Here is an 8,878-nt window from a genome sequence, read left to right on the forward strand (position 1 = left end):
AGGGCTCCGAGATCTTTTTCAGACTTGATGTCCTTGGCCAGCTCGGCGGCCATGGCTTTGAGTTTTTCTTGATCCACTTGTGTACCCACGATGGTATCCTTTTGAAAAGATTACTCAGTCGTGGGCAGTTACACAATTTGGTTTACAGCCTCATGCTCTCGGCAATTCCGTTGATGCTTTCACCTACTGCGCAACGTCAACGGATCCATCTTTGCTGCCTCACTCCTGGTATTTGAATCACGTTATCGTTGGTGCGAAAGAAACCGGCGTTCCCGCTGACTACCTTGAGGCGATTGCAGCCACGCGAAGCCAGGAAGACCCTGACCGAAAACGAGATGCGAGAGAGCGGGCCATCTACGATTAAAAGCGGCTCGCTTGGGTCTAAAAAATGGGGTCGCCCGTTGCTTTGACTGCATAGAACAGGCAATCGCTCTTCGCAATCACTTGGTTGTGATCATGAAGGCCTTGAGGGCCTGGGCGGGGTAGATTCGCCCATCCTTGATTCGAAGCACCTGTTCCAGGTTTTCGGTCCGCTCCTGCTCGGAATATTCCATCAGTGCACCCAGGCGGAAAACCGGGACAGATCTATTTCTAGGGGCTTTTGATGAAGACAACGTTCTTTTCTCTGGTATCAATCTCGAACAACTCACTGGCCCGAATCAAATCACTCAGCTTTTTGTATCCGTAGTTCACCGGGGAGAAGGAGCTGTTGTTGGAAATATACTGCCCAACCTTGCCCAGATGCGCCCAGCCGTCGTCATCTGCGGTTTGTTCCACGGCCGTTCGCAGCGTCCGCACCAGAACCGTGTCACCCCTCAGCTCGTTGCGCGTGCGCTTTGCGGTGGCTGTGGGTTTCGTGGTGTCGCCGCTTTCATTGTCGCCTTGCTCTTCGGTGTCTTCCCGCAGGTTTTCCGTATAGATGAACTGGGAGCAGGCGTTGACGAATGGCATGGGGGTTTTGCGCTCGCCGAAGCCAAAGACCGGTAGGCCAGCCTCAAGAATACGCATGACGAGGGGAGTGAAGTCTGAATCGCTGGTCATCAGCGCGAAGGCGTTGACGTTGCCGCTGTAGAGCAGATCCATGGCGTCGATAATCATGGATGCGTCAGTCGCGTTTTTTCCAGTGGTGTAGGCAAATTGCTGAATTGGCCGAATGGCGTTGGCGTGCAGTTTTTCAATCCAGCCGCCCAGTTGAGGGCCATTCCAGTTGCCATGGGCATGGCGGACATTCACCGCGCCGTACTTGGCAAGCTCCTGAAGTACGCCCTCAATGGATTGGTGGCTGACGTTGTCGCAGTCGATCAGGAGCGCAATTTTGTAGTTGTTGTTCATCGTGTTTGGGCTTTCCCTGTCTTGGATGAAACTAGCCTAGAGGGCAGAGCGGTAAACTTCCACTCGGAAATTGATGGTCACCTGGTTGCGGCATGCCATTCCCTAGTTAGCATTCTACTACCCCCCGATTCCTTTCAGGATTTCGTGTTCGATTTCTTCCCAACTGAAGTTGTCCAGTACCAGTTGAGTAAACAGGTCCGGCTTATCCGGTGAGGTCAGCATGATGATGGTTTTCTTCGGATTGAACGCGATATAGGCGGTGATCTCGCCCATGGTTACCAAGCTGGCTTCCTTTTCTTTGGCCGGCTCCAGGGTCATTCTGATGACGCCTTCGAGCTCCTTCCGGAGGTCAGGGTTCTGAACTGCGCTGAGGTCGCGATTGAAGATATAGCTGGGCGCCTCATTCATTTGAATGGCGGGATTGCCCCAGTCATCGGATGTAACAACCGTGGCAAAAAGACCTTTGCGTTTGTTGTACAGAATGAGCTCACCATCACTGCCGATGAAGGTTGCGCCGGCCAGTGATTCAAGGGGGAGCTTAATAGGGTGAGCTGTACGGCTGATGGTGACGCCGGAAGCCTCTGTGCGAGGTTCGACAGGGTCAAGCACACTGAGTTTGGGAGAGGCGCAGGCCGAAGCTGACAGGCATAGTAGCAGGGTCAAAGCGGTTGTTCTGAATCGCTTCATGTTCCGGTTCCTTTGGAGAAGTTTCAGTCCTTTGGGTGAAAGTCTAGTGTTTGAACATGCTGATGGAAAGGGGGCGGTCCTGGTGTAACTATCACAACGCCTATTAAAGCAGGGTGGGCTTTTGGGATGACCTGGACTTTGCAGGCCGGGTTCTGTTCGCGCGGCTTGACGAGAAAACCGGGACAGATCTATTTTCTGGCTCTCAGCTCCAGAACGTGAAACCACCCCTTTAGCCAAGAAACACCTTTCGGGCCGGAAACAAAAGGAAGCCGCAGCCGCTTTTTCGGCGATATCACGATCTCCCACACACAATCCCCAAAAAACTCGAAAGTGATCCCACTGAAATCCTCGCATTTCAGGTTACGAAAGTGCCCGGTGGTGTAGGGTGCGCCGAGTGTCACTGTATCGATTCTGTCGAGGTCTTCATCCAACAAGTGGATGTGTAGCGAGTCTTCGAAGGGGATGCCGTCGGTCAGAAATAGAAGGTACCGATTACCATGCTGTATACAGGCTTCGAGAACGGTACCCTCCAGTGGTTCCTCAGACGTACGCCCAGCAATAGTTGCGAAGCTCGTTGCGAGTTCTTTATCGTTGCCTTCCCTTGCGAGTGTCAGGCTGGCGTCTTCCCGGATACATTGTTGCATGTAATAAACCTTACCAGAAAAAGCTGACGCCGAAGGCGGCCAATGCTCCACTTACGAACGCTCCGACGCCAACGCATACGGGCGCACACGGTCCGCAGGCCAGCCCCGCGATAGCACCACCGAAAAACCGGGACAGACTTATTTAATCCGTTGGCAACCAGTAATCAGATAGTTTGGAAGTCAGAGGTGCGCCTCAGGATCCATCCTTTGGTGCAAGACCCGAAGAATGATAATGGACTGATTGTGCGCATCATTTTCCATCTTAAGATAAAACTGATGTGGTGAAGCTTTGCCTTCCCTTGCAAGCGGATAGGTAGCGATTCCGGGCCGGATGTCAGGCCTTTGTTTCAGTAGTGGTGCGAGGTTTCCGGCTTCTTCAAGCTCCCTAATCGCTCTTTCGATTTGCTCGGTATATCGTTTCAGTTGCAGTGTGCCGAATTCTTCCAAGGTGGTTTCGAGAATAGCGTCGAGATCGGTTAGAGCAGCGTCTGTGAGAATAACCTTCCATGGTTTCATCGTAATCAGGTATCCCGTTTCTCCCTGATGGCGTGCTCCGCACGCTCTGAAAGGTAAGTAGCGAACTGGTCACCAGTGAACGTTGTGGTTCTGCCAGCCTCCAGGTCTTGCTGGCCCGCATCGATGGCGGCTCTTAGGTCATTCATTTTCGTGACGTAGCGGGACTCGGCTTCTTCGACCATTCTCAGGCCGGCGCGAAGTACCTCGCTCGCATTTTGATAGCGGCCTGAGGCAACCAGGTGATCGACGACCTGGGATTGATGGTTAGTGAGCACGATGTTTCTCGTTGCCATTAGAGTGATCCTGTCGGAATTGCATTGGCATAATATGCCAATCTGTGAAATTCCTGTCTAGGGGATGAGGTGACTCTGGTGGTTAAGTTACGAGAAAAAGCGGCTCGCTATGGTTTAGAAAATAGGATCGCCCGTGGCCTTGACCGCATAGAACAGGCAATCGCTCTTCGCAATCACCGGGTTGGTGGTGATCATGAAGGTCTTGATGGCCTGGGCGGGGTAGATTCGCCCATCCCTGATTTGCAGCACCTGTTCCATGTTCTCGGTGCGGTTGTGGCTGATGGCCGTGAGCACGTCCAGGCCTTTTTGTCCAACCCATCCGATAGGCTCATCCGGCGACACAATCCCGAAATTGCGGCGTTCGATGTCGGGCGGGAACGTGAGGTCCGCCTGCCCGCTGGGCGTCAACCTGTACTCGATAGTCGCATCGGGGGCCAACTCCACCCGAATCGGATTGCGCAGTACAGCAACGTTCCAGTCCGCTTTCTCCAGCGACAGCACGTCAGATTGTGAGGCATACCGAACCAGCCCTTCGTACGCCAGTTGGTGCGCGAGATCATCCTGAGCCCCGCCGCACTCGATGGTCACGGTGGGCACCTCCTGCTCGGAATATTCCATCAGTGCCCCCAGGCGAAGATCCGTCATGATCAGCCGGTCGGTAAACAGCGACGCCAGCGCTTGGTGGGCAGCGTCGTTGGTGATGGTCACCGCGAAGGCAGGGCCGGTGCCTGAGGTGTTGTGCACGTCCAGCAGGCACTCGGGGTTGGCTGTCTGAAGCTCGGCCAGCATAGCCTGGGCAATGGCGCCTTCCTCTCCTTCAAACGGTTCTTTGAAGCACCGGTTCAGGTCACGGCCGCCCGGCACTTGGCGCAGTGACAATACCGGCGGGATTTTCGCGGGATGGACGCCGCCCAGAAGGAACAGCAGGTTGACCTCCGGGGTGTGCTGCTCCAGTAGCCATCGGTGAATCGCGAACAGCCCTGAGGGTTCGTTGCCGTGAAGCAGGGTTGCCATGGCCCGCGTTCTGGAAGGGTCGCGGCCCGCAACGCGAACCACCGTGGGCCGTTGCAGCCGGCTCAGCCACTCCAGGGGCGAGCGGCCGAGGGTCTGGGGTGAGGGGTTGTTGAGATAATCCAGGGCGTTCGAGCGGCTCATGGTGACAAGTTCCATTCGTGCAGTGGTGTGTTTGTCTTCTGATTGGCCATGTAAACAGACAGCATACTCTTGAACGACTCGTCGGTTGTCTGGGACCTGAAAAAAGACTCGGTGACCTGTCGCTGCCATCGCGCGCCGGTCATCCGGGTTTGAATGCGGCCTTCGATGACTCCCAGCAGGCGCTGGATCTCCGCCTCGTCCAGGGCGGTTCTTTGCAAGGCTTCCCGGGCGCGCGGCAGCAGGTCACGGGCAACGTTCAGCAGGGGTGTATCCTGTAACTGTACCTGGTCTTTGTGGGGCCAGATAATGTCTGCGCCGATGCCGTATTTGGCGGCACGGTAGAAATTGTGTTCGGTGTAATGAAAGGGAAGTATCGACGTCAGGTGACGGACATCCTCGAGTACCGCCAACGCCGCCCCGATCACGAACAGCCCGTTTGCGCACATGTCCACGGCAGTTGGTCCGGCCGGCATGGAGCGAATCTCGATGCGCAGATGGCCGCCTTCTGTGTGATCAAAAATGGCCCGGTTCCAGGGCCACGTAGTCCCATGGTGCAGTCGCAGTTCGGCCAGTTCCGGTACCTCTCCCCGATCAATAACCGCCATCGGATCTTCTTCCGACATCAATGGCAGGATGGGGGGATACAAGGAGGCCGAGGCGGCGAACAGCTCCCAGGCGCTGCGTGCCCAGCCGTTGCCGTAATAGACCCGTGGCGGGTGTTTCCAGGTTCTGTGGTTGGGCGAGCGGCTGTCGACGGATTGTTTGAACAGGGCGATTCGGGTTTCGTCCCAGAGGTGGTGGCCGAACAGGCTGGGCGAATTGCTGGCCAGCGCCAGCGCAAGGGGCGTCACCAGCTGCACGGCGTTGAAATAGTCGGCAAAGCGCTGGGCCGGAACGCGCCAGTGCAGTTGGAACGAGGTGGTCGCCCCCTCCATGGTGACGTCGTCTGCTTCCAGGTCGATGACGTCGTTGCCACCGATATGGATGCTGAAGGGTTCGCCCCGTTGTTGGATCAAGGCGTTGGATAGCGCATGGTAGCGGGGCTCGTCTGTCATCACCTTCGCGCCCATATCGGACTGGCGCAACGTGGGTAGAATGCCGATGGGGACCAGTTCGCCATTCAATGGGGCGGCGTGCTGGTTGATTCGCTGCATGGCCCTGAGCAGTTCCTGCTCGGTTCTGGCAAAGGGGGCGCCCTTGAAGGCCTGGGGGCTGAGGTTGTATTCAAGGTTGAAGCGGTTTAGCTCAACCGTCAGTTGTGGATCCTGAACGCTGGCGGCTAGTTCCGTGTTGATCGGCTGAACGCGCAGGTCTGGGTTTATTATGTAGAACTCGACCTCGGCACCAATGGAAGATTCTCCCTCACCAAAGCCTGGCCGGTTTAGAAGGCGGGTGAGTGCGGTCAGGTCCGTTCGCACCTTGGCTGCAAAACGGTCAAAGTCTTCCGGCGTAAATTCCGATTGTTGTATCGACAGTCCCATAGCGGCTGTGTCTCTAGCACTGGCTTACTTTGATAGTAGCGGAAATGAGGTGTGGAAGCCGGGACAGATTTATTTTCGCAGTTTCCCTGATAGTTCAGTCGCGATTTTGAGTACTACCTGACAAACCTTCAGGGGTGGAAGGTTGGCATGAGTGAACCTATTTAGGTACACTTGGATTGCGCCAAGGAAGGGGTTGTATGACAAAGAAAACAGTAAATGTCGTATTTTACAGAACAGCCAATGGTCGAGAGCCGGTTAAGGATTGGTTGCTGAAGCTTGATAAGGAGGATCGTTCAGCGATCGGAACTGATCTGAAGACTGTGGAATATGGATGGCCACTGGGAATGCCCTTGGTAAGGGGGTTCTCTGGCAAGGCCAATTCAGACTTGTGGGAAGTCCGCAGTGATCTATCAGGCGGTCGGATTGCACGAGTCATATTCACAATGTTTTGTGGGGACATGGTGTTGCTAAACGGTTTCATCAAAAAGACTCAGAAAACACCAGATCAAGAGTTGGCAAAGGCGAGAGATCGTAAGAAGAATCTTGTCTGAATGGGAGCAGGAAAATGACACAGCACAAACACGTTGGCAGCTCTCTCGATGATCTGCTTGAAGCTGACGGCACACTTGAGCAAGTAGAAGCTGAGGCGCTGAAGCGGGTAATTGTCTGGCAGATTCAGCAGGCAATGGGGCAGATCGGTGTGAATAAGTCTCAGCTTGCCCAGAAAATGCATACCAGCCGTACGGTGGTTAACCGCCTTCTTGATGAGAAGGATACCGGTGTAACCATCACAACGCTTGTGAAAGCAGGGCGGGCTTTGGGGATGACCTGGACCTTGCAGGCCGGAGAGGATAATGGCTCTCCTCGTGCGGCTTGAGTGGAGGCCTTACCCCTTCTCAACGATTATCCTGACTCAGGGTTAGAACGCCCGATTGCTGGGAAAAGTTAAGCTGCCCGAGCACGCTCATGCCGAGCAACACCATGTCTGGGTCCATGGCGGGGTTGATGGTGCCGGGTACATTGTAGAATGTCATGTCGCCCAGGCGGAGTTCCTGAATGGTCGTGCTCCACACATTGACTGTACCAGCGGCGGTATGTGCACGGCCGGATTGGCCCTTTCTAAGGCCTGCTTTTTGGGCGAGGGATTCTGAGACTGCCACGGTTGTGGCACCGGTATCCAGAATGAAGGTGACACGCTGGTTGTTGATGGTGCCGTTCGCCAAATAATGGCCCTGGCGGTTGGCCTGTAGTTCAATCTCTGTGACGCTGCCGCGGGTTTGGCTGACCAGTTGCTGGTTAGGGTTGTTTTGTTGGGAGTCCCAGCTGCCGAAAAAATGCGTGACAGCGGCGAGCAATACAACCCAGAACACAGCGAAGTACAGGAGGTATCGGATTTCGGGTTTGATGATGCCAGGTTTGCTCATCCTGTTCCTTGTTGTGGGGCATGGGCAGGTTGTTCCAATACTACCTTGGCCACTCGCTCGGCGGTAGCATCTGGATTTCCCATACACAATCCTCGGACGTGCGGAAAACCGGGACAGATTTATTTTATGCACACTGTTTCTGGCGTTATCAGCCTATGTCGAAAAATATCTATCAAACAAGAGCTATCAAACAACCATGACGAGAAAGACATTAGGTTTAACCCGGAAACCAATTAGAGACGCCAAGCCAGTGGCTGAGAAAGCCGAAGTTATGGTTGAGGCTGATCCCCAAAAGCGTTTTTTAAACAGTGTGGTTATCAATCCAGCGCCGGCGATTCGTTTGGAGTCAGGTTCAGAAAAGCTCACGGTGCGTGCGATGGATTTGATCACGCCGATTGGCATGGGGCAGCGAGGTTTGATCGTTGCGCCGCCGGGGTCTGGAAAATCAACGATTCTAAAAGATATTTGCCAGGCGGTGGGAAAGGCCTATCCCGAGATTAAACTTTACGCGTTATTGATCGATGAGCGACCCGAAGAGGTTACTGATTTCAGGCGCAGCGTTCCGGCTGAGGTACACGCTTCTTCTTCGGATGAAAGCTATGCTCATCACGTTCGCGTTGCCGATGAGCTTCTTGATATGGCCCGCCAACAAGCTGGTGAGGGTCACAACGTAATGATTGTGATTGATTCTCTCACCAGGCTTTCCCGTGTGCATAATGCGGAGCGAAAGAGCAGCGGTCGTACTATGTCTGGCGGGATGGATGCGCGAGCGATGGAGATCCCGCGGAGGTTGTTTGGCGCTGCACGAAACATTGAGAATGGCGGCTCGCTGACCATTTTGGCCACCGTTCTGGTGGATACCGGCAGCCGTATGGACCAGGTTATCTTTGAGGAATTTAAAGGCACGGGGAACATGGAGCTGGTTTTATCAAGAGACGTTGCGAGCCAGCGAATCTTCCCCGCGCTGGACATTTCGAAAAGCAGTACCCGCCGTGAAGAGCTGCTGTTAGATCCGAAATATTTAGACAAAATAAGAGCGTTGCGCCGGGCGCTTGGCGGCCTCAAACCGCTAGAGGGCACAAGAAAGCTGGTTGAGCTGCTTGAGAAGTACCCCGCCAATGGAGCCTGTAAATAAATCTGTGTAACTGCCCACCCCATTACAGGTGGCCGTCCAGGCGGTCACCGAATTCGATAATAAAGCGATTCAATGCCGGCTTCCAATCACGGATCTGCGTAAACCGCTGAAGGTTGCCACCCATTCCACGTGAAGCCTGCCACCCGGACCGGAGCAAGGCTGCCACCCATCGGAGCGTAGCGACGCGGGGTTTCTCTTCTTACTCCGAAGT

The 8,878-nt window shown here is 54.6% G+C and carries 13 protein-coding genes; 5 read left to right on the top strand and 8 right to left on the bottom strand.

What is annotated here, in order from left to right; all coding sequences use genetic code 11:
• On the top strand, positions 1-236 hold a 236-nt coding region (locus tag J122_RS25975), incomplete at its 5' end, for a hypothetical protein (protein WP_264753588.1).
• On the top strand, positions 212-364 hold the full coding sequence (locus J122_RS28075) for a hypothetical protein (protein WP_413772229.1): 153 nt from the start codon (positions 212-214) through the stop codon (positions 362-364). The genes J122_RS25975 and J122_RS28075, both read left to right, overlap by 25 nt.
• Before the next feature lie 227 nt (positions 365-591).
• Here J122_RS28075 and J122_RS19630 read toward each other — a convergent pair whose 3' ends face one another.
• From J122_RS19630 to J122_RS19660, 7 genes are all read right to left on the bottom strand, one after another.
• A complete protein-coding gene (locus tag J122_RS19630) occupies positions 592-1,332 on the bottom strand; it encodes an NYN domain-containing protein (protein WP_061333921.1) in 741 nt (246 codons plus the stop codon).
• Between the two features lie 117 nt (positions 1,333-1,449).
• Positions 1,450-2,019: a hypothetical protein gene (locus J122_RS19635; RefSeq protein ID WP_061333923.1), complete on the bottom strand. Its 570-nt coding sequence runs from the start codon at positions 2,017-2,019 to the stop codon at positions 1,450-1,452.
• Between the two features lie 188 nt (positions 2,020-2,207).
• Positions 2,208-2,714: a hypothetical protein gene (locus tag J122_RS19640; protein ID WP_227510310.1), complete on the bottom strand. Its 507-nt coding sequence runs from the start codon at positions 2,712-2,714 to the stop codon at positions 2,208-2,210.
• Positions 2,715-2,843: 129 nt separating this feature from the next.
• Positions 2,844-3,179 carry a type II toxin-antitoxin system RelE/ParE family toxin gene (locus tag J122_RS19645; RefSeq protein ID WP_061333927.1) on the bottom strand — a complete coding sequence of 112 codons (336 nt, stop codon included), beginning with the start codon at positions 3,177-3,179 and terminating at the stop codon, positions 2,844-2,846.
• 5 nt (positions 3,180-3,184) lie between these two features.
• A complete protein-coding gene (locus tag J122_RS19650; protein WP_061333929.1) occupies positions 3,185-3,472 on the bottom strand; it encodes a type II toxin-antitoxin system ParD family antitoxin in 288 nt (95 codons plus the stop codon).
• Positions 3,473-3,586: 114 nt separating this feature from the next.
• Positions 3,587-4,627, bottom strand: a complete 1,041-nt coding sequence (locus tag J122_RS19655) for a hypothetical protein (protein ID WP_227510311.1) — start codon at positions 4,625-4,627, stop codon at positions 3,587-3,589.
• Positions 4,624-6,108 (bottom strand): hypothetical protein, encoded by a 1,485-nt coding sequence (locus J122_RS19660; RefSeq protein ID WP_061333933.1) that lies wholly within the window; start codon positions 6,106-6,108, stop codon positions 4,624-4,626. Before J122_RS19660 ends, J122_RS19655 begins: the two co-directional genes overlap by 4 nt.
• A gap of 197 nt (positions 6,109-6,305) precedes the next feature.
• On the opposite strand from J122_RS19660, the gene J122_RS19665 reads away from it, so the two are divergent.
• Positions 6,306-6,659: a type II toxin-antitoxin system RelE/ParE family toxin gene (locus J122_RS19665; protein ID WP_061333935.1), complete on the top strand. Its 354-nt coding sequence runs from the start codon at positions 6,306-6,308 to the stop codon at positions 6,657-6,659.
• 14 nt (positions 6,660-6,673) lie between these two features.
• Positions 6,674-6,985 (top strand): helix-turn-helix domain-containing protein, encoded by a 312-nt coding sequence (locus tag J122_RS19670; RefSeq protein ID WP_061333936.1) that lies wholly within the window; start codon positions 6,674-6,676, stop codon positions 6,983-6,985.
• A 19-nt stretch (positions 6,986-7,004) separates the two neighbouring features.
• Here J122_RS19670 and J122_RS19675 read toward each other — a convergent pair whose 3' ends face one another.
• A complete protein-coding gene (locus J122_RS19675) occupies positions 7,005-7,532 on the bottom strand; it encodes a TIGR02281 family clan AA aspartic protease (RefSeq protein WP_061333939.1) in 528 nt (175 codons plus the stop codon).
• Between the two features lie 196 nt (positions 7,533-7,728).
• Between J122_RS19675 and rho the strand changes: the two genes are divergently transcribed.
• A complete protein-coding gene (gene rho / locus J122_RS19680; RefSeq protein WP_061333940.1) occupies positions 7,729-8,667 on the top strand; it encodes a transcription termination factor Rho in 939 nt (312 codons plus the stop codon).
• Positions 8,668-8,878: the final 211 nt, after the last annotated feature.

Source organism: Marinobacter excellens LAMA 842 (assembly GCF_001574445.1).
GTDB classification, from domain to species: Bacteria; Pseudomonadota; Gammaproteobacteria; order Pseudomonadales; family Oleiphilaceae; genus Marinobacter; species Marinobacter shengliensis.